General features: G+C 71.5%; 4 protein-coding genes (1 of these 4 cut by a window edge). All 4 read right to left on the reverse strand.

Features of this window, described 5'->3' with window-relative positions; translation table 11 throughout:
• On the reverse strand, nt 1-11,742 hold the 5' end (the start) of the coding sequence (locus CRP56_RS19455) for a non-ribosomal peptide synthetase (RefSeq protein ID WP_097265742.1). Its footprint begins 16,605 nt before the window's first position; the window shows 11,742 of its 28,347 coding nt (coding positions 1-11,742); the start codon lies at nt 11,740-11,742; the stop codon falls past the left edge of the window.
• 112 nt (nt 11,743-11,854) lie between these two features.
• Complete coding sequence (locus CRP56_RS49100) at nt 11,855-22,267, reverse strand: non-ribosomal peptide synthetase (RefSeq protein WP_097265743.1); 10,413 nt, start codon at nt 22,265-22,267, stop codon at nt 11,855-11,857.
• Between the two features lie 262 nt (nt 22,268-22,529).
• Nucleotides 22,530-23,852, reverse strand: coding sequence for a sensor histidine kinase (locus tag CRP56_RS19465; protein WP_097265745.1), 1,323 nt, complete (start codon nt 23,850-23,852; stop codon nt 22,530-22,532).
• Nucleotide 23,853: 1 nt separating this feature from the next.
• Entirely contained in the window at nt 23,854-24,507 is a 654-nt protein-coding gene (locus CRP56_RS19470; RefSeq protein ID WP_097265746.1) for a response regulator transcription factor, read from the reverse strand.
• Nucleotides 24,508-24,609: the final 102 nt, after the last annotated feature.

Consider the following 24,609-nt stretch of genomic DNA (forward strand, 5'->3'; position numbering starts at 1 on the left):
CAACGGCCGACCAATCGGCACCACCCCCGACCCACCCACCACACCCCGCTCCAACGGCAAACTCATCGCCGCACACACCGTCACCTCAGTCGGCCCATACGCATTCACCATCCGCCGACCAGACGACCACCGCTCCACCAACCCCGCAGCACACGCCTCCCCCGCCACCACCAACGTCTCCAACCCCGCCGGCAACACCCCCTCCTCCACCGCCAGCACACCCGGCGGCACCGTCACATGCGACGCCCCCGACCGCACCAACGCCTCACCCAACGACACCCGCGGCGGCAACCCCCCAACCCCCGCCACCACCAACACCGCACCCGCACCCCACGCCATGCACAACTCAGACACCGCCGCGTCAAAACTCAACGACGCAAACTGCAACACCCGAGCACCCACACCCACCGCAAACCGCTCAATCTGCGCACCCGCCAAATTCACCAACCCCGCATGCGACACCACCACACCCTTCGGCCGCCCCGTCGAACCCGAGGTGTAGATGATGTAGGCGAGCTGATCAGGAGCGACGTCCGGCAGTTCGCGCCCGGCCTGGTCGCCGTCCAACTCGTCGAGCAGGACCGTCTGCACCTCACCGGGCAGCCGGTCGGCGGTTTCGGGCGCGACCAGGACCAGTTCGGCGTCGCTGTCGGCGACCATGTAGGCCAGCCGGTCGGAGGGGTACGCGGGATCCAGCGGGACATACGCCCCGCCGGCCTTCCACACGGCCAGAATCGCGATGATCGCCTCGATCCCGCGCGGGAAGCACAGGCCGACCCGGGACTCCCGTCCCACACCGCGCGCCATCAGACCCCGCGCCAACACGGCCGCTCGGGCGTCGAGTTCGGCGTAGGACAGGGTCTGATCCTCGGAGCACAGGGCGTCTGCATCCGGCGTCCGCGCCACCCACCCCTGGAACAGCTCCAGCACGGTCGCGGCTTCGGCATCGTCACTCGCGGTGCCGTTCCACTGCTCTACGACCGCCGCCCGCTCGCCCTCCTCCAGCACCTCCACGGCGCCCAGCCGCAGCTCCGGATCGGCCGCGACCTGCTCCAGCACCCGCACCAGCCGCCCGGCCAACGCACGCACCGTTCCCTCGTCGAACAGGTCGGCGGCGTAGAGGATGCCGCCCCGCAGACCGTCGGCCGACCCGCCCTCCGAGCGACGCTCGCTCAGCGTGAGGGACAGATCGAAGCGGGCCGGCGGATCCGCCAGCGGCGGGATCTGCTCGACGACCAGCCCTTCGAGGTCCCAGAGGGCCTCGGGCACGTTCTGCAGCGCGAGCAGCACCTGGAACAGCGGGTTGCGTGCCGCCGACCGCTCCGGATTCACCTCGTCGACGAGCCGCTCGAACGGCACATCCTGGTGGGCGTACGCCGACAGATCGGCCTCCCGCACCCGCCCCAGCAACTCACCGAACGTGGGGTTCCCGGCAGCGTCCGACCGCAGGACGAGCGTGTTGACGAAGAAGCCGGCCAGATCCTCCAGCTGGGAGTCCGCACGCCCCGCGACCGGCGTACCGATGCAGACGTCCTCCCCGGCCCCCATCCTCGCCAGCAACACCGCCAGCGCCGCGTGCACGACCATGAACATCGTCGCCCCGCTCCGCGCGGCCAGATCGGCCAGCCGGGCATGCGTCACCGCATCGACGTCCACCGGCACCGACCCACTACGGAACGACGGAACCGCCGGACGCGGCCGGTCGAAGGGCAGCACGGTCTCCTGCGGCGCCCCCGCCAACTCCCGCTTCCAGTAAGCGACCTGGGCGGACACCTGGCTGTCGGGGTCGTCCAGCTCGCCGAGCACCTCGCGCTGCCACAGCGCGTAATCCGCGTACTGGACGGGGAGCAGCTCCCGCTCCTGCGCCCGGCCGCTCAACCGCGCCTGGTACGCCGACCGCAGATCACGGGCCAGCACGCCCATCGACCAGGCGTCGGTCGCGATGTGGTGAGCCACCAGCAGGAGCACCCACTCCGCGTCCGAGACCCTCAACAGCGTGGTCCGCCACGGCAGTTCAACCGCCAGATCGAAGCCCCGCCCGGCCTCGTCCTCCACCAGCTCACGCCACCGCTCACCGGCGTCGACGACCACCAGCTCCGGACGCCCCTCGGCACCCTGGCGGATCTCCTGATACGGCACACCCTCCACATCCGGGAAGACCGTACGCAGGCTCTCGTGCCGGTCGGCGATGTCCCACAGCGCCGACTCCAGCACCTCGACATCGAGGCTGCCGGTCAGCCGCAGAGCGAAGGGAAGGTTGTAGGCAGCGGCTCCCTCAGCGCCCTCCCCGTCCATCCGGTTGAGGAACCACATCCGCTGTTGGGCGAAGGACAGGGGTATCCGGTCGGGCCGCTCACGCCGCCCCAGCAGCACGCCGGCCGACGCGCCGGCGGTGTCGGCCAGCCGTGCGACTGCGGCCACGGTCGGCTCCGCGAAGACCTCACGTACCCCAACGGACACGTCCAGCACCGAGCGGATACGGGCGATCAGCCGCATCACCTTCAGCGAGTCACCGCCGAGCTCGAAGAAGCCCTCCTCCGCACCGACCCGCTCCAGGTCCAGCACCTCGGCGAACAGAGCCGCCAACGCCTCCTCGGTCGGGGTCGCGGGCTCACGCGATGCACCGGCGCCCAGGTCCGGAACCGGCAGGGCGGCGCGGTCGATCTTGCCGTTGACGGTCAGCGGGAAGGTGTCGAGCACGACAACCGCTGACGGGACCATGTACTCCGGCAGCCGGGCGGCCGCGCTCGCCCGCATGTCCTCGGCGTCCACGTCCCCGACGACGTAACCGACCAGACGGCCGTCCCGTACGACGGCCAGGGCCCGCTCGATGTGCGGATGGGCTGCGAGTACGGCTTCGACCTCGCCGAGTTCGACCCGGAAGCCGCGGATCTTGACCTGCTCGTCGGCACGGCCGACGAAGGCCAGCTGCCCGTCCGCCGTCCAGCGGGCCAGGTCGCCGGTGCGGTACATCCGGCCACCGTCCTCATCGAACGGGCAGGCTATGAAGCGCTCCGCCGTCAGGTCGGGACGGTTGACGTAACCCCGGGCTAGCCCGTCGCCGGCGATGTACAGCTCACCTGTCACACCCACAGGGACGGGGCGGAGGAAAGCGTCGAGGACGTAGGTACGGACGTTCCCCAGAGGCCGGCCGATGGCAGGTGGCGCGTCCTCACCCGTGATGCCCTCGTCCAGCAGTACGGCGGTGGTGATGACGGTCGCCTCGGTGGGGCCGTACGTGTTCCATACCTGGGCTGCCTCACGCCACTTGGCGGCCAGACCGGCCTCCAGGCGTTCGGCACCCAGCACCCAGTTCCCGATCCCGGAGACCGTGTCCGGGTCCAACGCGCCGAGGAGGGAAGGCACGACGCTGGCCGTGTTCACGCCGGCCGCTTCGATCATGCGTGCCAGTGCTGCCGCGTCCAGCCGTTCATCGGACGAGGCGATCGCCAACGTGCCCCCGGCAGCCAGCGTGACCACCACGTCCAGCACCGCCGCGTCGAAACTGAACGACGCGAACTGCAAGGCCGTGACACCCGGTTCGACGCCGAGCACCGGACGCATCACCGACGCCAAGTTGGCCACGGAGGCGTGCGCGACAGCTACACCCTTCGGACGCCCCGTCGACCCCGACGTATAGATGACATAGGCGAGTTGGCCCGAGCCGAATTCCGGCAGCAGCACACCGGCATCGCTCACCAACTCATCCAGCAGAACCCCTCCGGACACCCGTCCGGCGGTCTCCTCCGAGACCAGCACCACTCCGGCCCCACTGTCCGCCACCATGAACTCAAGCCGCTCAGCCGGATACTCAGGGTCGAGCGGGACGTACGCCCCACCGGCCTTCCACACCCCCAACATCGCCACGACCATCTCGACACCACGCGGCAAGCACAGGCCGACCCGGGACTCGCGCCCCACACCCCGCGCCACCAACCCACGCGCCAACGCATCAGAGCGGGCATCGACCTCGCCGTACGACCAGGCCCGGCCCTCCGCCCACACCGCGACCGTCTCCGGCGCCACGGCCACACGGGCGCGGAACCGCTCCACGACCGACGACGCATCCACCTCTCGCGCCGTCGCGTTCCACTCCTCGACGACCGCCGCCCGCTCGGAGGCGTCCAGCAGGTCAAGGTCACTCAGCCGCAGCCCCGGGTCGGCCGCGACCTGTTCCAGCACCCGCACCAGCCGCCCGGCCAGCCCACGTACCGTCGCCTCATCGAACAGATCGGCCGCATACAGCAGCCCACCCTCCAGCCCAGCCGGGGCACCGCCCTCGGTCCACAGCTCCCCGAGGCCCACCGACAGATCGAACCGGGCGGGAGCCATCTCCGGCGGGATCTGCTCGACGGTCAGTCCTTCAAGCCCCCACTGCGCCTCGGGCACGTTCTGGAGGGCCAGCATCACCTGGAACAGCGGGTTGCGGGCCGCGGAGCGCTCCGGGTTCAACTCGTCGACGAGCCGCTCGAACGGCACGTCCTGGTGCGCGTACGCCGACAGGTCGGACTCCCTGATACGCGCCAGCAGATCCCCGAAGGTGGGGTTCCCGGACGCGTCCGACCGCAGGACGAGCGTGTTCACGAAGAACCCAGCGAGGTCTTCCAGCTGTGAGTCCGAGCGCCCGGCAACGGGTGTACCGACGCAGACATCCTCCCCGGCACCCATCCGCGCCAGCAGCACGGCCAACGCGGCATGCACGACCATGAACATCGTCGCCCCGCCCCGCGCGGCCAGCTCCACCAACCGGGCATGCGTCACCGCATCCACCCCGACCGGCACCGACCCACTCCGGAACGTCGGCACCGCCGGACGCGAGCGGTCGAAGGGAAGCACGGTCTCCTGCGGCGCCCCGTCCAACTCCCGCCGCCAGTGGGCGATCTGACCCGCCGCCGCACTCGACGGGTCCTCCAGCTCGCCCAGCACCTCACGCTGCCACAGCGCGTAATCCGCGTACTGGACAGGGAGAGGCGCCCAGCCCGGGGCGTCCTCGCCGGCGAGACGGGCACGATAGGCGTCCCGGAGATCGCCCGCTATCACGCCCATCGACCAGGCGTCGGTCGCGATGTGGTGGGCCACCAGCAACAGCACCCACTCCGCCTCCGACACCTTGAGCAGCGTGGTGCGCCACGGCAGGTCGACCCCGACGTCGAAGCCACGGCCGATCTCGTCCCGCATGAGCTCACGCCAGCGCTCCCCGGCCTCGACCACCACCAGCTCCGGACGCCCCTCTGCGCCCTGGCGGATCTCCTGATACGGCACACCCTCGATGTCCGGGAAGACCGTGCGCAGCGTCTCGTGCCGGTCGGCGATGTCGACCAGCGCCGCCTGCAGGGCCTCGGTGTCAAGGGTGCCGCTCAGCCGCAGCACCAGCGGCAGGTTGTAGACGGACGCCCCGGTCTCGTCCATCCGGTTGAGGAACCACATCCGCTGCTGCGCGAAGGACAACGGCACCCGCTCAGGACGCTCCCGCCGCCCCAGCACCACACCCGCCGAAGCCCCGGCGCCGCCTTCGACCAGCCGCGCAATACCCGCGACCGTGGGCTCCGCGAAGACCTCACGGACGCCGACCGACACCTCCAGCGCCGAGCGGATACGGGCGATCAGCCGCATCACCAGCAGCGAATCACCACCCAGCGCGAAGAAACTCTCCTCCGCGCCGACGCTCTCCAGCCCGAGCAGATCGGCGAACAGCCCGCAGAGCGCCTCCTCCACCTCCGTCTCGGGCCCACGGGAAGCACCCGCCCCCAGATCCGGCACCGGCAGAGCAGCCCGATCCACCTTCCCGTTCACCGTCAACGGCAGCGCGTCCAGCACCACCACAGCCGACGGCACCATGTAGTCCGGAAGCCGCGTCCCCGCATGCGCCCGCACCGCGTCCTCGTCCGCATCGCCGACGACGTACCCGATCAGCCGCGCATCCCGTACGACGGCCACGGCCTGCTCGACCTGCGGGTGGGCGGCGAGTACGGCTTCGACCTCGCCGAGTTCGACCCGGAAGCCGCGGATCTTGACCTGCGCGTCGGCACGCCCCACGAACTCAAGCTGCCCGTCCGGCGTCCAGCGGGCCAGGTCGCCGGTGCGGTACATCCGGCCGCCGTCCTCATCGAACGGGCAGGCCACGAACCGCTCGGCGGTCAAGTCGGGACGGTTCACGTAACCCCGGGCCAGGCCGTCTCCCGCGATGTACAGCTCACCGGGCACGCCCAGGGGCACGGGACGGAGGAAGGCATCCAGCACGTAGGTGCGGACGTTCCCGAGGGGCCGGCCGATGGCGGGCGGGGCGTCCTCGCCCGTGATGCCCTCGTCCAGCGGTACGGCGGTGGTGATGACGGTCGCCTCGGTCGGGCCGTACGTGTTCCACACCCGGGCAGCTGCACGCCACTTGGCCGCCAATCCGGCCTCCAGGCGCTCGGCGCCCAGCACCCAGTTCCCGATCCCCGGCACCGCGTCCGGCTCCAGCACCCCCAGCAGCGAGGGCACCACACTCGCCACGTCGACGCCGGCCGCTTGCACCATCTCGGCCAGGGCAGCAGAGTCCAGCCGTTCCTCAGCCGAGGCGATCGCCAGCGTGCCGCCTGCGGCGAGGGTGACGGCCACGTCCAGCACCGCCGCGTCGAAGCTGAACGACGCGAACTGCAAGGCGGTGACGCCCGGTTCGACGCCGAGCACCGGACGCATCACCGACGCCAGGTTGGCCACCGCCGCATGCGCAACGGCCACACCCTTGGGACGCCCGGTCGACCCCGACGTATAGATCACATAGGCCAGTTGGTCAGCCCCAGCCTCCGGCAGCAGCACACCGGCATCACTCACCAACTCATCCAGCAAAACCCCTTCGGGCATCCGTCCGGCGGTCTCCTCCGAGACCAGCACCACTCCGGCCCCACTGTCCGCCACCATGAACTCAAGCCGCTCAGACGGATACTCAGGGTCGAGCGGTACGTACGCCCCACCGGCCTTCCACACCGCCAGCATCGCCACAACCATCTCGGCGCCACGCGGCAAGCAAAGCCCCACCCGCGACTCCGCCCCCACACCACGCGCCACCAACCCACGCGCCACCAACCCACGCGCCAACGCATCGGAGGACCTGTCCACTTCGGCGTACGACAGCCCTCGGCCGCCCGACCACAGCGCAACCGCCCCCGGCGCCTCGGCCGCGCGGGCGCGGAACCGCTCGACCACCGACGACGCATCCACCTCTCGCGCCGTCGCGTTCCACTCCTCGACGACCGCCGCCCGCTCGGACTCCTCCAGCAGATCAAGGTCACTCAGCCGCAGCCCCGGGTCGGCCGCGACCTGCTCCAGCAGCCGCACCAACCGCCCGGCCAGCCCACGCACCGTCGCCTCATCGAACAGATCCGCGGCGTAAAGAAGCCCGCCCCCCAGCCCAGCGGGGGCGCCACCATCGGTCCACAGCTCGCTGAGGTCCACCGACAGATCGAACCGTGCCGCGGGGTCCTCCACCGGCGGCACCTGCTCCACCCACAGCCCTTGCAGCTCCCACCGCGCCTCGGGCACGTTCTGAAGCGCCAACATCACCTGGAACAGCGGGTTGCGGGCCGCGGAGCGCTCAGGGTTCAACTCGTCGACGAGCCGCTCGAACGGCACGTCCTGGTGCGCGTACGCCGACAGGTCGGACTCCCTGATACGCGCCAGCAGATCCCCGAAGGTGGGGTCACCGGACGCGTCCGACCGCAGAACGAGCGTGTTGACGAAGAACCCGGCCAGGTCTTCCAACTGTGAGTCCGAGCGCCCGGCAACGGGTGTACCGACGCAGACATCCTCCCCGGCACCCATCCGCGCCAGCAGCACGGCCAACGCGGCATGCACGACCATGAACATCGTCGCCCCGCCCCGCCCGGCCAGCTCCACCAACCGGGCATGCGTCACCGCATCCACCCCGACCGGCACCGACCCACTCCGGAACGTCGGCACCGCCGGACGCGGCCGATCGAAGGGCAGCACCGTCTCCTGCGGCGCCCCCTCCAACGCCCCACGCCAATAAGCGATTTGCCCCGCCGCCGCACTCGACGGGTCCTCCAGCTCGCCCAGCACCTCACGCTGCCACAGCGCGTAATCCGCGTACTGCACCGGCAACGGCGTCCACCCCGGAGCCTCCCCGGCAAGCCGCGCGCCATAGGCGTTCTGGAGGTCATTCGCGAGTACGCCCATCGACCAGGCGTCAGTCGCGATGTGATGAGCCACCAGCAGGAGCACCCACTCCGCCTCCGAGACCCTCAACAAGGTCGTCCGCCACGGCAGTTCAACCGCCAGATCGAAGCCCCGCCCGGCCTCGTCCTCCACCAGCTCACGCCACCGCTCACCGGCGTCGACGACCACCAGCTCCGGACGCCCCTCGGCACCCTCACGGATCTCCTGATACGGCACACCCTCCACATCCGGGAAGACCGTACGCAGACTCTCGTGCCGATCGGCGACGTCGCCCAATGCTGCCGCCAGCGCCGCCGAGTCCAGCCGTCCTGAAAGTCGGAGGGCAAACGGCATGTTGTAGGCAGCCGCCCCCGCCTCGTCCATCCGATTGAGGAACCACATCCGCTGCTGAGCGAAGGACAACGGCACCCGCTCCGGCCGCGCACGCCGCCCCAGCACCACACCCGCCGAGGCCCCAGCACCCTCGACCAGCCGTGCGACTCCCGCCACGGTCGGGTCGGCGAAGACCTCACGGACCCCGACCGACACCTCCAGCACCGAGCGGACACGGGCGATCAGCCGCATCACCAGCAGCGAATCACCACCCAGCTCGAAGAAGCTCTCCTCGGCGCCGACCCGCTCCAGGCCCAGCACCTCGGCGAACAGCCCACACAGCGCCTCCTCCGTAGGAGTCGCCGGCCCACGAGATGCACCGGCCCCCAGATCCGGCACCGGCAGAGCAGCCCGATCCACCTTCCCGTTCACCGTCAACGGGAACGCGTCCAGCACCACCACAGCGGACGGCACCATGTACTCGGGCAGCTGAGCCGCGGCGTGCGTCCGCAGCTCCCCACTGTCCACGTCACCGATGGCGTACGCGATCAGCCGTCCGTCACGGACCAGCGCGACCGCCTGCTCGACCCCCGCATGAGCCGACAGAACCGCCTCGACCTCACCCAACTCCACCCGGAACCCACGGATCTTCACCTGCTCATCCGCACGCCCCAAAAACTCCAACTGCCCATCCGCCAACCACCGCACCACATCCCCCGTGCGATACATCCGGCCCCCGCCCTCACCGAACGGGCAGGCCACAAACCGCTCCGACGTCAGACCAGCACGCCCCGCATACCCACGCGCCAACCCCACCCCCGACACATACAACTCACCACGCACCCCCACCGGCACCGGCTGCAAAAACGCATCCAGCACAAACACCCCGGCATTCCGCAACGGCCGACCAATCGGCACCACCCCCGACCCACCCACCACACCCCGCTCCAACGGCAAACTCATCGCCGCACACACCGTCACCTCAGTCGGCCCATACGCATTCACCATCCGCCGACCAGACGACCACCGCTCCACCAACCCCGCAGCACACGCCTCCCCCGCCACCACCAACGTCTCCAACCCCGCCGGCAACACCCCCTCCTCCACCGCCAACACACCCGGCGGCACCGTCACATGCGACGCCCCCGACCGCACCAACGCCTCACCCAACGACACCCGCGGCGGCAACCCCCCAACCCCCGCCACCACCAACACCGCACCCGCACCCCACGCCATGCACAACTCAGACACCGCCGCGTCAAAACTCAACGACGCAAACTGCAACACCCGAGCACCCACACCCACCGCAAACCGCTCAACCTGCGCACCCGCCAAATTCACCAACCCCGCATGCGACACCACCACACCCTTCGGCCGCCCCGTCGAACCCGACGTGTGGATGACATAGGCGGCGTTGGCGGGGCGCAGGGGTGCCGTGCGTTCGGCGTCGGTCACGCGGCCCGGGGCCTGGCGGGCCACCGCTGCCGTGACCTGCGGGTCGTCGAGGGCGATCGCATGGTCCCGGGCGGTCTCGGGCAGCAGGGCGCGTCCGGCTTCGGTGCACAGCACCGCGACCGGGTCGGCGTCCTCCAGGACGAGGGCGAGCCGGTCGGCGGGGTGCCCGGGGTCGAGGGGGACGAAGGCCCCGCCCGCCATCGAGACGGCGAGGAGCGCGACCACGGTGTCGGCGGAGCGTTCGGCGAGGACGGCGACCCGGCGCTCGGGACCCACTCCCAGGGTGATGAGGTGCCGTGCCAGGCGGCCCGCTTCGTCCTGCAGTTCGGCGTAGCCGTACGTCCGCTCGTCCGAGTCCAGGGCCGGTGCGTCGGGTGTCCGGCGCACCTGTGCGGCGAGCAGTTCGGGCAGGGTCCCGGTGGGCACCTCGGGCTGGATGTCCTGCCAGTCCCGGGTCACACGGGCCAGTTCGGCGCCGGTCAGGAGTCCGAGGCGGGCCAGCGGCGTACGCGGGTCGGCCGCGAAGCCTTGGAGGACCTGGTGGAGCGCGGCCAGCACCTGTTCGGCGCGGGCCCGGTCGAACAGGTCGGTGCGGTGGTCGAGTTGCAGCTCCAGGCGCTCGCCGGGGCCGACGATCAGGCCGAGCGGGTAGTGGCTGGCGTCCCTCGTGCGGCCGTCGAAGCGGATGCTGAGGGCGTCGGGGTCGGCCGGTGCCGTGTCCGCCGGGCGCGGGTAGTTCTCGTACACCACGAGCGTGTCGAACTCGGCGCCGGGTCCGGCGAGTTGCCGTATCTCCGTGAGCCCGAGGTGCTGGTGACCCAGGAGGGCGATCTGGCGGGACTGCAGGGTGCGCAGCAGGTCGGCGACGGAGAGGCCGCCGGTCAGCTCGACCCGGACCGGCAATGTGTTGATGAACAGGCCGATGAGCGAGTCGGCGCCCGGCAGGTCCGTGGGGCGGCCCGCGACCGTGGTGCCGAACACGACGTCCTGGCGTCCGGCCAGCCGGGCGAGGACCAGGGCCCACGCGCCCTGCACCACCGTGGCCATGGTGACGCCGTGGTCGCGGGCCAGCGTCTCCAGTGCCCGGGTCAGTTCCGCGCTGCACTCGGTGACCAGCGCCTCGGGGCGCAGCGGTGCCCGGGCGGGGTCGGCCGGCGCGACCAGGGTGGGCTCGTCCGCCCCGGCCAGTTCCGCGCGCCACGCGGCCCGTGCCGCCTCCCGGTCCTGGCGGCCCAGCCAGGCCAGGTAGTCCTTGTAGGAGCGGACCGGGGGCAGCGCCCGGGCCTCGCCCCCGGCGCGGTACAGCGTCGAGAGCTCATCCACCAGGATCGGCAACGACCAGCCGTCCAGCACGATGTGATGGGTCGTCATGACGAGGCGGTGCCGCCGCTCGCCGAGGCGGATCAGCAGCAGCCGCAGCAGCGGGCCGCGCTCCAGGTCGAAGCCGGCCGACAGTTCCGCCTCGGACAGCCGGGCCGCCTCGGCCTCCGCCTCGGCTTGCGGCAGCTCCCTCAAGTCGGCTTCCTGCCACGGGAGTTCCACCTGCCGGGCGACGACCTGCACGGCCTGCCCCGACCTGCGCCGACGGAAGCCCGCCCGCAGGGCGCCGTGCCGGGCGACCAGGGCCTCCCAGGAGCGGCGCAGCCGGGCGATGTCCAGCGGCCCGTCGAGGGCGAGGGCCCGCTGTCCCGCGTACACGTCGGACGCGCCGTCCCCGAAGGCCGCGTGGAACAGCAGTCCCTCCTGCAGGGGCGACAGCGGCCAGATGTCTTCGATGGCGTTCCGGGTCCGGGTCATTGCGTAGATCTCCTCACAAATGGGATGGCCCAGAACGGGCGCAAGTAAGGCAAGGAAGGCAGCAGAGACGAGAGAGACAGGAGGGAGACGAACAGCGGCCTACGGCCGGCAATCAGTGGTGGTGGTCGTCGGCGAACTCGGACTCGAAAGCCTCGATCTCGTCCTGGTCGAGATCGAGCAGCGCGAAGTCGGAGGGCGTGTGACCGCCCGCCGTCGGATCGGCGGTATGGGCGGCGAGGCCTTCCAGCAGCTCCAGCCAGGCCTCACCCAGACATTCCGCCCGGCGCTCGTCGAGCAGCGTCCGGGGCCAGCTCAGCGTGAGGGTGAGCAGCGGCCCGTCCGGAGTGTCGGCCACCAGGGCGCCGGCTTCCAGCGCGTGCGCCACCGGCATGTCCGGATCCGCCGTACCGACCATGGCGGCGTCCCCGGAGGTCTGCCAGGCACGAACCGGGCCGGCGTCCGCGCCGGCAGCTGCGAACCGACCCAGATAGTTGAAGCCGATCTCCGGCACGGGGAGCTCCGCCAGCACCCGTGCCGTGTCCGGGTTCGCCCAGCGCAGCAGACCGTGCCCCAGCCCGTCCCCGGGCACCGCCTGCACCTGCTCCTTCACCCGCTTGACCAGCGCTCCGGCCGAGGCACCGCCGACCGCGGCATCGTCCAGGTCCAGGCCCGACACCTCCAGCCGCAACGGGTGCACCGCGGTGAACCAGCCCACCGTCCGGGACACGTCCATGCCCTCCGCCAACGGTTCCCGCCCGTGCGCCTCCACGTCCACCAACAGCCCGTCGACACCGGCCTCGGGCCGCCACCGCGCCACGGCCCCGGCCAGCGTCGCCAGCAACACCTCGTGCACACCACAGTGAAAGAGCGCCGGGGTACGCCCCACGAGCACGGCACTGACCTCGGCGGACACGGCCCACTCCCGCCGCGAGAGAACGCGCACGGTGTCCCGCCCCGGATCCAGCTCCCGAGCCCCGACGACCCGCCGTACATCAGCCCCGGCTACGCGCCGTACGCCACCCTTGACCACCAGCCGCCCACCGGTCCCCGCCACACGCCGCTCACCACGCCCGGCGACCGGCCACCCACCACCGGCCTCGGCCACCGGCCGCTCATCGCTCCCGGCGGCCTGCAATACGCCAGACCCATCCGCCCGCCGCCCACGACGCCCGACCACCTGCCGCCCATCGGTCCCAGCCACCGACTGCTCGACGGTCCCAGCCACCGGCTGCTCATCGGCACCAGCCCCAGGCTCCTCATCGGCACCAGCCACCGACCGCTCATCGGTCCCAGCGGCCTGCAATACGCCAGACCCATCCGCCCGCCGCCCACGACGCCCGACCACCTGCCGCCCATCGCTCCCGGCCACCGACTGCTCGACGGTCCCAGCCCCAGGCTGCTCATCGGCACCAGCCACCGACCGCTCATCGGTCCCAACGGCCGGCCATATGTCAGACCCGTCCGCCCGCCGCCCACTGGTCCCAGCCCCCGGCTCCTCATCGGCACCAGCCACCGACCGCTCATCGATCCCAGCAGCCGGCCATACGCCAGACCCATCCGCCCGCCGCCCACCGGTCCCAGCCACACGCCGCTCGCCGGACCCGGCCACCCACCAGTCCTCGGCCCCGGCCACCGGCGACTCGTCGGCCCCAGCCACCCACCGCCCGTCACCCCCGGCCAGCAACTCCACCCAGCCGTCCAACTCCGCCGTGCGCTCAGCACTCCGCGCCGCGCGCTCCAGTTGCCGCGCCCAGGAACGGAAGGAGGCGCCGCCCCGCTCCAGCGCGTCCGCCGGGTTCCGCCCCTCGGCCACGGCCTCGCAGGCCGCCCGCAGATCCGGCATCAGCACCCGCCACGACACACCATCGACGACCAGGTGATGCGCTACGACGACCACGCGCCCCACCCGATCCGGCCCCGCGTCCACCCACACCGCACGCACCATCACGCCCGCCAGCGGATCCAGTCCCGCGACCGCCTCCCGGGCGGCCTCCGCGGCCACGTCGTCGAGACCGTCGTCGGGCACGCCCACGGCATCCACCCGCACGACCCGACCGGAAACATCCACCTCGCCGGCTTCCGGCACCACCAGCACCGGCGAGCCCTCGACCCCACCCGGCACCGGCGACCCCTCGGCCTCGCCCCGTACCGGCACGCCCTCGACCCCACCCAGCGCTGGCGGCCCCTCGACGGCCCCCCGTACCGGCACCCCCTCGGCGCCGCCGTGGACCGATGACCCCGTGCCCCCACCCCGCACGCCGGCCCGAAGCATCGCGTGCACGCCCAACACCGCTCCCAGCCCCGCCTCCAATACCTCCGTCCCCAGCCCGGCAGGCGCCCCCACCGCCATCCACTGCGCGAACCCTGCCCGCAACGCATCCGCACCCAGCGCCCGCATCACCGGCGTCCACGGCACCTCACCGACCCCGCCGTCCTCGGCCGCCGCCTCCGACCCGCCCCCGGTCTCGACAGCCACCAGCGCCAGCCGCTCCGGCGTCCGCTCCTCGAAGATCTGCCGAGGCGTCACCACCCACCCGGCCCGCCGCGCCCGGGAGGCAAGCAGCATCGACATGATCGAGTCCCCACCCAACTCGAAGAACCCGTCCCCGACCCCGACCTTCTCCAGCCCCAGCACCTCGGCGAACAGCGCACAGAACGCCTCCTCGGCAAGAGTCCCGGGCGCCCGCCCGGCACCCGCCACGGCCTCCGGCACCGGCAAAGCAGCCCGATCGACCTTCCCGTTCACCGTCAACGGGAACGCGTCCAGCACCACCACCACGGACGGCACCATGTACTCCGGCAACCGACCAGCCGCGCTCGCCCGCACCTCCTCGGCATCCGCGCCCGCGCCGACGACGTAACCGACCAGCCGACCATCCCGTACGACAGCCACCGCCCGCTCAACCCCCGGATGAGCGGCGAGAACGGCCTCCACCTCACCCAGCTCGACACGGAAACCACGCAGCTTCACCTGCGCATCCGCACGCCCCACAAACTCCAACTGCCCATCCGCAGTCCACCGCGCCAGGTCACCCGAGCGATACATCCGCCCGCCACCATCGCCATCGAACGGACAAGCGACGAACCGTTCCGCCGTCAGACCAGGACGGTTGACATACCCACGCGCGAGACCAGACCCGGCGATATACAGCTCACCCGCAACCCCCACAGGAACAGGCCGCAGAAACGCATCCAGCACATAGGTACGGACATTCCCCAGAGGCCGGCCGATCGCAGGCGGAATGTCCTCACCCGTAATGCCCTCGTCCAGCAGTACGGCGGTGGTGATGACGGTCGCCTCAGTGGGGCCGTAGGTATTCCAAACCCGCGCACCCTCACGCCACTTGGCCGCCAGCCCAGCCTCCAGCCGCTCCGCACCCAGCACCCAGTTGCCAATCCCCGGCACCGCCCCCGGCTCCAACACCCCCAACAGCGACGGCACCACACTCGCCACATCAACACCGGCCGCCTCCACCATGGCCGCCAACGCCGACGCATCCCGACGCTCCTCCGCAGAAGCGACCGTCAACGCCCCACCCGCAGCCAGCGTGACCGCCACGTCCAGCACCGCCGCGTCAAAACTGAACGACGCGAACTGCAACGCCGTAACACCCGGCCCAACCCCCAGCACCGGACGCATCACCGACGCCAAATTCGCCACCGCCGCATGCGCGACAGCCACACCCTTCGGACGCCCCGTCGACCCCGACGTATAGATGACGTAGGCCAGTTGGTCAGACCCCACCTCCGGCAACAGCACACCGGAATCACTCACCAACTCATCCAGCAAAACCCCTACAGACAGACAGCCGGCGGTCTCCTCCACGACCACCACGACCCCGGCCCCACTGTCCGCCACCATGAACTCAAGGCGCTCAGCCGGATATTCAGGATCCAGCGGGACGTACGCCCCACCCGCCTTCCACACCCCCAACATCCCCACAACCATCTCGGCGCCACGCGGCAAGCAAAGCCCCACCCGCGACTCCGCCCCCACTCCCCGCGCCACCAACCCACACGCCACCGCATCCGACCACGCATCCACCTCGGCATACGACAACGCACGCCCACCCGACCACAGCGCAACCGCCCCCGGCGCCTCAGCCACCCACCCCCGGAACCGCTCCACCACCGACGACGCATCCACTTCACGCGCCGTCGCGTTCCACTCCCCCACCACCACGCCCCGCTCAGCGGCGTCGAGCAGATCAAGGTCACTCAGCCGCAACCCCGGATCGGCGGCCATCTGCTCCAGCACCCGCACCAGCCGCCGAGCCATCCGCGACGCGTCCCGCCGGTCGAAGAGATCGGCGCGGTGGTCGAGGCGGATCTCCAGGCCGTCGACCGGCGTGACGCCCAGGGCCAGGGCGAAGTTGGTCGACTCGCGCAGCTCCGTGGCCGTGAGGGTGAGGTCGACGCCGAGGGGCTGGGCGTCGAGATCACCCGGGTAGTTCTCGAAGGCCAGCAGGGTGTCGAAGGTCGCGCCGGGCCCCGCTGCCCGCTGCACCGCACTGAGCCCCACATGCTGGTGGTCGAGAAGCGCCGACTGCCGTGTCTGCAACTCCGCCAGGGCCTCGCCGACCGTCCGGGCCGGGTCCAGATCCACCCGCACCGGCAGCGTGTTGATGAACAGGCCAAGCATCGCCTCCATACCCGCGAGCTCCGCCGGACGCCCCGCCACCGTCGCCCCGAACACCACCGCGGGCCGGCCCGTCAGCTGCCCCAGCACCAGCCCCCAGGCCAGCTGCACCACGGTGTTCAGGGTGACGCCGGCACCCCGGGCGAGCCGCTCAAGATCGCGCACCAGTTCGACACTCGCGCGCTCGGTGACCCGGTCCAGGACGACGGACGTCGTAGCGCTCGGCTCGGCCGGCGCGACGAGCACCGACTCCTCGACCGGCGCCAGTTCGGCCCGCCACGCCTCCAGCGCCGCCGACGTGTCCCGCTCCGCGAGCCACGCCCAGTACGGCCGCGACGACACCGGCGCATCGAGCCCGTCCGCCCGGCCGCCGGCCGCGTAGAGCGCCCACAGCTCCCGCAGCACCAGCGGCAACGACCAGCCGTCCAGCAGCAGATGGTGCAGCGTGACCACCATCCGCGACCGTCGCCCGCCCTCCCGGACGAGCGCCACCCGCAGCAGCGGCGGTGCCGCGAGGTCGAACCGCGCGGCCCGCTCCTCGACACCCACCCGCTCCGCGGCGCCCTCATCCAGGCCCGTCACATCGACGTCCCGCCACGGCAGTTCGGCCCGTTCGACCACGACCTGCACGGCACCCGCCGCCGCACCCGCGACCTGCACGAACCCGGCCCGCAACGCCGCGTGCCGATCGAGCAGCGCCTGCCACGAGGCCCGCAGCCGAGCCCCGTCCACGGCACCGTCCAGCTTCAGGACCAGCTGCTCGACGTAGACGTCCACACCCTCCTCGTCGAAGAGGGAGTGGAACAGCAGCCCCTCCTGAAGCGGTGCTACGGGAAGCACGTCCACCAGCCCCGGAACCGCCGCCTCGATCTCCTCGACGCCCGCCTGGTCCAGCGCCACCAGCGGGAAGTCCGACGGCGAGTGCCCGCCCGCCCCGCCCCGGACGACATCCGCGACCAGCCCGGTCAGCCCGTCGGCCCACGCCTCCAGCAGGGCCCGCGCCCGCCCCTCGCCCAGCAGTCGCGGCGGGTGGGCCAGCCGTAGCTCCAGCACCGGACCGTCCGCCGTGTCGCGTACGGCTCCCAGCAGCTCTACGGCGTGCATCACCGGGGCGTCCGGTGCACTCCCCGCCCCGAAGCCCTCGCCCGCCCCGACCCGCCCGAGGTAGTTGAAGCCGACCTGCGCCGAGGGCAGGTCCGCCAACTCCCGTGCCGTGTCCGGCCGGACGTACCGAAGCAGCCCGTAGCCGAGCCCGTCCCCGGGAACCGCCCGCACCCGTTCCTTCGCCGCCGGCACCGACACCCCGGCAGCGGCGCTGAGCCGCACCGGACGCGAGGACGTGAACCACCCCACCGTCCGCGACAGGTCCTGGCCGCCGTCCGACAGCGGTTCACGGCCGTGTCCCTCGACGTCCACCAGGAACTCGTCCACCCCGGCCCACGCCCCGACCGCTCCGGCGAGGCCCGCGAGCAGCACCTCGTCCACCCCGGCATGGAACGCCGCCGGCACCGCCGTCAGCAGCGCGGCCGTCACGTCCGCCGGAACCGACACCGACACCTCACGCACCGTCGCACCGACGTCCAGGACCGGGTCCAGCGGCACGTCCGTGAGCGACGGATGCGGCCCCTCAAGCACCGCCCGCCACGCCGCCAGCTCGGCCACCCGCTCCGGCCGCCCCGCCTCCGCCGCCAACTCCCGCGCCCACGCCCGGAACGGCACCGGAACCGGCTCCCAAGCCACGGCCCGCCCCTCGCCCTCGGCGAGGCTCTCGTACGCGGACCACAGATCCGGCAGCAGCACCTGCCAGGACACCGCGTCGACGACCAGATGACAGGCGACGACAACCAGCCGCCCCGCCACCTCATCCCCCGCGTCCAGCCACACCACCCGCACCATCACCCCGCCGACGGGATCCAACCGCCCCACCGCGCCCGCGACCACCGCCTCCACCAAAGCCGACGCCGCCCCCGAACCCGAAGCCAACTCCGCCACCGAGCCCAAAACCGACCCTGCCCCCGAAGCCGCCTCCGACATCGACACCGACGCCGACCCCAAAGCCGACCCTGACCCCGAAGCCGAGCCCGCCTCCGACATCGACACCGAAGCTGACTCCGACACCGACTCTGACGCCGCACCCAGCCCCAAAGCCCTCGCCGTCCCCGCCCCCGACACCGAACCCAAGCTCAAAGCCGAGCCCGACCCGGACTCCGAGCCCGACCCCGCCCCGGACTCCGAGCCCAAAGCCGACCCCGACACCGACCCCGACCCGGACTCCGAGCCCGACGCGGACCCCGAGCCCGACCCCGTCCCGGACTCCGAGCCCAAAGCCGACCCCGACACCGACCCCGACCCCGACCCGGAGCCCAAAGCCGACCCCGACACCGACCCCAAGCCCAAAGCCGACCCCGACGCCAACGCCGCACCCAGCCTCAAAGCCCTCGCCGGCCCCGCCCCCCACGCATCCGCACCCACGACCGAAACCCGCACCACCAGCCCGTCGACCAGCTCCGCCGCCGCCCGCTCAGGAACCACCAGCACCCCGGACTCCGCCACCAGCCGCGCCCGCAACACCTCATGCCGCTCCACCAGGGCCGCCACCGCACCCCGCAGCGCCACCTCGTCCAGCCCGGCCGGCGCCTCCACCACCATCGACTGCACGACCCCGCGCACGCCGTCGGCGCCGACCCGGTCCAGCACCTCCCGCATCACCGGCGTCAGCGGCACCTCACCCACGGCCGAGTCCACCGGCCGAACGCCCTCCACCGCCCCGCCGACCGCTCCCGCCACCGCGGCCAGCCGCGCGGGCGTCCGCAACTCATGCACCTGCCGCGCGCTGACGACCAACCCCGCCCGGCGAGCCCGCGACACCAGCAGCATCGCCGTGATCGAATCCCCGCCCAACTCGAAGAAGCTCTCCTCCGCCCCGACCCGCTCCACCCCGAGCAACTCCGCGAACAGCCCGCACAGCACCCGCTCGCCCGCAGTCACCGGCGCCCGCCCAGCCCCCGCCACGCCCTCCGGCACCGGCAAAGCAGCCCGATCGACCTTCCCGTTCACGGTCAACGGGAACGCGTCCAGCACCACCACAGCCGACGGCACCATGTACTCCGGCAACCGACCAGCCGCATGCGCCCGTACGTCGTCACCATCCGCACCCGCGCCGACGACGTACCCGACCAACCGCCCATCCCGTACGACAGCCACCGCCCGCTCAACCCCCGGATGAGCGGCGAGAACGGCCTCCACCTCACCCAGCTCGACGCGGAAACCACGCAGCTTCACCTGCGCATCCGCACGCCCCACAAACTCCAACTGCCCATCCGCAGTCCAGCGCGCCAGGTCACCCGAGCGATACATCCGCCCGCCACCGTCACCATCGAACGGACAAGCGACGAACCGTTCCGCCGTCAGACCAGGACGGTTGACATACCCGCGCGCGAGACCAGACCCGGCGATATACAGCTCACCCGCAACCCCCACAGGAACAGGCCGCAGAAACGCATCCAGCACATAGGTACGGACATTCCCCAGAGGCCGGCCGATCGCAGGCGGAATGTCCTCACCCGTAATGCCCTCGTCCAGCAGTACGGCGGTGGTGATCACGGTCGCCTCAGTAGGCCCGTAGGTATTCCAAACCCGCGCACCCTCACGCCACTTGGCCGCCAGACCGGCCTCCAGCCGCTCCGCACCCAGCACCCAGTTGCCAATCCCCGGCACCGCACCCGGCTCCAACACCCCCAACAGCGAGGGCACCACACTCGCCACGTCGACGCCGGCCGCCTGCACCATCCCGGCCAGGGCAGCAGAGTCCAGCCGTTCCTCAGCCGAGGCGACCGCCAACGCACCGCCAGCAGCCAGCGTGACCGCCACGTCCAGCACCGCCGCGTCAAAACTGAACGACGCGAACTGCAACGCCGTAACACCCGGCCCAACCCCCAGCACCGGACGCATCACCGACGCCAAATTCGCCACCGCCGCATGCGCGACAGCCACACCCTTCGGACGCCCCGTCGACCCCGACGTATAGATGACGTAGGCCAGTTGATCGCCACCCACCTCAGGCAGCACACCGGAACCACTCACCAACTCATCCAGCAAAACCCCCGAGGCCACCCGCCCGGCAGTCCCCTCCGAGACAACCACCAGCCCAGCGCCACTGTCCGCGACCATGAACTCCAGCCGCTCAGCCGGATATTCGGGATCCAGCGGGACGTACGCCCCACCCGCCTTCCACACCCCCAACATCCCCACAACCATCTCGGCTCCACGCGGCAAGCAAAGCCCCACCCGCGACTCCGCCCCCACACCACGCGCCACCAACCCACGCGCCAACGCATCCGACCACGCATCCACCTCGGCATACGACAGCCCCCGCCCACCCGACCACAGCGCAACCGCCCCCGGCGCCTCAGCCACCCACCCCCGGAACCGCTCCACCACCAACCCGGGCTCAGTCACCCCAGCCGTCGCGTTCCACGCACCCGTCACCAGCCCCCAGTCGCCCTCCCCCGCCACACCGATCCGCCGCACAGGCGCCGCCGGCTCCCGGACCGCTCGCTCGACGAAGCCGACGAGGGAGCGGTGAACGGCCCTCGCCCACGCCCGGTCGTAGAGCGCCGGATTCGCCTCGACGGTGATCTCGATCCCCGAGGCCGTCCGGTCGATGAGCACCCCGAAGTCCTCGACAAGCCGGGTCGACACGTCACGTGCCACACCCCGGCAGTCACCGAAGGCCAGTTCTCCGGCGCGCGGCAGGATGTTCACGTAGGGCCCGAAGTGCCAGCGGTCGCCTTCCGGCCAGCCCAGTTCCCGGCGCAGCCGCTCTCCCCGGTACCGCTGGTGGCGGAGCAGTTCGGCGACGGCCTGGTGGGCGGTGTGGGCGAGGTCGAGCAGATTCGCACCGGTGGGGACCGGGAACCGCAGGGGCAGCATGTTCGCCCGGGTGACGCGTGCGCGCAGGTCGGTCTCGCTGACGCGGCCGGTCATGGGGAGGCTGAGGAGCGCCTCGGCCGCTCCCGCCATGCCGCTCACGAAGGCGCCGGCGGCGGCGAGGAGCAGCCGGGAGGTCGGCAGACCGGTGCCGTCGGCGGCGGCTCGCAGCGCGTCCGCGGCGTCGGCAGCGAGGGTGCCCGTCACCCGGAGCACCGACCCCGTACCACCACCATCTCCTCCGGAGACTGCGGAAATTCGTGGGACCTCCGCCAATTCCGGGCGATCCGAAAAACGCTCACACAGATAGCGTCGGTCTTCTGTGAATTCGACCGAGCCGTGGTATGCCGTCTCCTCGTCCAATGCCGCACGCAACGAGATGTGATCGGAATCCGGAAATTCCCTTCCCGTGACGATCGCGGAATAGATCTCGGCGACGCGGCGGGCCATGAGGGTGCACGCATATCCGTCGAGGAGCAGGTGATTGTAGCCCTGGAACCAGCAGTACCGATCGGTATCGAGTCTGAAGAGCACGAACGAGCAGAGCCGCGCCGCGAGCGGGTTCTCCACCGCGGCGAGTTCCTCGCGCATACGGGTTTCGAGCCACGCCCGCCGGTCCCCGCCGGCCTCGTCCCACTCCTCGACGCGCAGGGCCGGCCACCCCGCACCACGCGGTACGGCCCGCCCCGCGCCCCTCTCCACGGCCCGCCCCGCATCCAGCGGTACCGCCCGTACTGTGCTGCCCGCCGCGTCCTCGATAAAGCGCACGCCCAGGATCTCGGTCTCCTCAACCGTCCGGTGCAGCGCGGCCTCGAAGGCGGCCACGTCGAGCGCGCCCGTGATCTCGACGGCCTGCCCGACGCTGTAGCCCGCGCGGGGGCCCGCCAGGCGCTGTGCGCGCCAGATGCCCTCCTGGCTGTCGGACAGGGAAATGCCGCCGTCGATTCGCTCGCTCATGTCCGCCCCTCACCCCTCATTCCCTCTCCATGGGCATTTAAATGCCCATGCAGACTGCCCGGCGCGCCATTCCGTGGGAAACGCAAGGAAAAGAGCTTCCGCTCGGGAAGCTCCTGGGAACATCACCCCGTGGACCGAAAGTCACCCCGTGGACCGAAAGGCCCGGTGAAACGTCGTCATAACCCGTTCACGACCGGGGCCGGTCAATAAGAACAATACCTAGCGATGGGCGTCGTCGGCGTCGTCCAACCGGCCGTTCTGGTCACTTGGACGCGGTTGCCGCGCGGGGCTGCGGCCAGATCTCGTATCGCTCGCCGTCCTTGACAAGGAGCGGGAAGGAGAGTTCGACGACGAGTCCGCCGTGCGGTCCGGGGCGGGCGGAGAGGGCCGCGTCATGGGCGGCGGCGATGGCGCGGACGATCGACAGGCCGAGGCCGTGATGGCCGTCGCCCGCGGTGCGGCTCATGCGCTGGAACGGCTCGAAGAGCTCGTCGACGCGCTCCTCGGGGACGGCGGGCCCGGTGTTGGTGACGGTGAGGACGGCATGCCGGCCGTGACGGCGCACGGTGACGTCGACGGTCCCGTCGGGCACGTTGTAGTAGGCGGCGTTGTGGACCAGGTTGGCGACCAGGCGTTCCAGCAACGCGGTGTCACCGGCGACTTGGGCGGGCTCGGTGCGGTCGACGATCCGTACGCCGTGCCGTTGGTCGTGGGGCAGCTGGGTGAGCAGGACGGACTCGACGACCTCGGCGAGGTCGACGGGCTCGGTGCGGTCCATGCCCCGCTCGCTGACGGCCAGGGTGAGGAGGGACTCCAGCAGGGCGCCCTGGTGGGTGCTGATCCGCAGCAGGCGCTCGAAGTTCTCGCGGAACGACTCGGCGGTGGCGTCGGGGTCGAGGAGACACTCCTCCAGGAGGGCGCGTTCCACGGTGAGCGGGGTGCGCAGTTCGTGGGCGGCGTTGGCGACGAACCGTTTGTGGGACTCCAGGGCGGCTTCCAGCCGGTCGAGGAGGCCGTCGACGCTGTCGGCGAGGTCGCTGATCTCGTCGCCGGGGCCCTCGACGGCGAGCCGCTCGTGGACGTTGCGGGCGGAGATGCTGCGGATGCCGGAGGTGACGGTGCGCATGGGGCGCAGCACCCGGCGGGCCAGCAGCCAGCTGAGCACGACGGAGAGACCGGCCATGATGGCGAGGGCGATGCAGGACTGCACGAGCAGGTCGTGCATCTGCGCCTCGTGCATCCGGGCGGCCTGGTCGCGGAGCTGGGCGTCGAGCGCGAACTCGGGCGGTGGGGCGTCGCCGCCCTGGCCGCCGGGCTGGATGTGGATCGTGGGCTGCCGGCCGGCTTCCCCGTTGATCTCGTACTTGACGACGCTGCTGTGGGTGGGCCGGTTGACCAGCAGATAGGTCATGCCGAGCAGGACGGCGCCGGACGCGATGAACAGCAGCCCGAAGAGGACCGCGAAGCGGACCCGCACCCGGCGCGGTGTCAGGCGCCGGGCGACGGCGCGCAGCCAGGACGCGGGGGCGGAGCGCAGGACGCGGTCGCGGGCTCGGGCGAGCCGGACGAGGACGGGCGGTGCCATGTCAGACCCGGTAGCCCCGGCCGGGCACGGTCTGGATCACCGAGGCGTCGAGGAGCTTGGCGCGGAGCCGGTTGACGGTCGCCTTGACGGTGGTGGTGCCGGGGTCGGCGACCTCGTCCCACACCTTGGCGAGCAGCTCGTCGGCGGGGACGGTGCGTCCCTCGGCGCCGAGCAGATAGGCGAGCACACCGAACTCCTTGGTGGTGAGCGGCAGTTGGGTGCCGGAGTGGCTGGCGGTGCGGCGCGCGGGGTCCAGGCGCAGGGCGCCGCGGACGAGTTCGGGCTGCCGCTGCGGGTGGGCGCGGCGGCCGAGGGCGCGGGTGCGGGCGAGGAGTTCGGGCCAGGCGAAGGGCTTGGCGAGGTAGTCGTCGGCGCCGAGACCGAGGCCTTCGACGCGGTCGGCGATGGAGGCGGCGGCGGTGAGCATGAGCACCTTGGTGCGCACGCCCTTGGCGGCGAGTTCGCCGCAGACGTCGTCGCCGTGCACGCCGGGGAGGTCGCGGTCGAGGACGACGACGTCGTAGTCGACCTCCTCGACGAGGTCGAGGGCGGTCGAGCCGTCGTAGGCCGTGTCGACCGCGAGGCCCTGGCGGCGGAAGACTCTGGTGATCGAGTCCGCGAGCTCGGTGTGGTCCTCGACCACCAGTACCCTCATCATTCCCCCTACGAGACACGCGCCACGGACCCCAGGCTGCCCCACCCCCGGTCACAGCCGGGTTACCACCTTCACAGGCTGGCGCACGGCCCCCCGTGCCGC

It is taken from the genome of Streptomyces sp. TLI_55, from assembly GCF_900206255.1.
Classification (GTDB): domain Bacteria; phylum Actinomycetota; class Actinomycetes; order Streptomycetales; family Streptomycetaceae; genus Streptomyces; species Streptomyces aquilus.